The 626-nt window shown below is 77.2% G+C and carries 2 pseudogenes; one reads left to right on the top strand and one right to left on the bottom strand.

The features are described from left to right. A pseudogene (locus L0B03_RS18850) lies at positions 1 to 332 on the top strand (hypothetical protein); the annotation flags it as partial. Positions 333 to 345: 13 nt separating this feature from the next. Here L0B03_RS18850 and L0B03_RS18845 read toward each other — a convergent pair. Continuing rightward, positions 346 to 626: pseudogene (locus tag L0B03_RS18845) on the bottom strand (N-acylglucosamine 2-epimerase); the annotation flags it as partial.

Below are 626 nucleotides of genomic sequence, written 5' to 3'. Positions count from 1 at the left end.
CCCTCGCCGCGGGCGCCGCCGGCACCCCGGGGGCGGCGCCACCTGCCGTGACCGCACTGCTCACGGTGGTGGGCGCGGGGCTGTTCGGCCTCGGGTTCGGCGCCGTGCAGAACGACTCCCTCGTGGTCATCCTGCGCCGGTCGGGCCGAGGCGGCCACGGCACCGCGAGCACCGTCTGGAACATCGCGTACGACGGCGGGACGGGGCTGGGGGCCGTGGTCGTGGGGGCGGTCCTCGTCGGGACTGGGTACGGCTGGGCCTTCGGCGCGACAGCTGTCGGCATCCTGCTGGTCGCCCCGCTGGCACGTCGTCTGGCCGCGCGGACGCGCTAGCCGTGAGGTCCTGCTAGCCGCGGAGCTGGGCCTCGAGCTCGGCCGGGTCGGTGGTCGGCCGGTCGCACACGAAGCCCCGGCAGACGTAGGCCGTCGGACGTCCCTCGAGCATGGGGCGGTCCAGGAGCAGGGGCAGGGCCGAGCTGCCAGGCTCGCCCACCACGACCACCGAGCCTGGTGCCCCCGCCGCGAGGGCGGCCCGGTGCAGGGCCTGGGTCGCGGGGTCGTCGACCGGGCCCACGACGACGACCTCGCGAGGGCCGTCGGCGAGAGCCTCCGCCGTGGCCAGGGCCC

The organism is Actinotalea sp. C106 (assembly GCF_023630195.1).
Classification (GTDB): domain Bacteria; phylum Actinomycetota; class Actinomycetes; order Actinomycetales; family Cellulomonadaceae; genus Actinotalea.
This window is presented reverse-complemented; position numbering and strand designations above follow the sequence as displayed.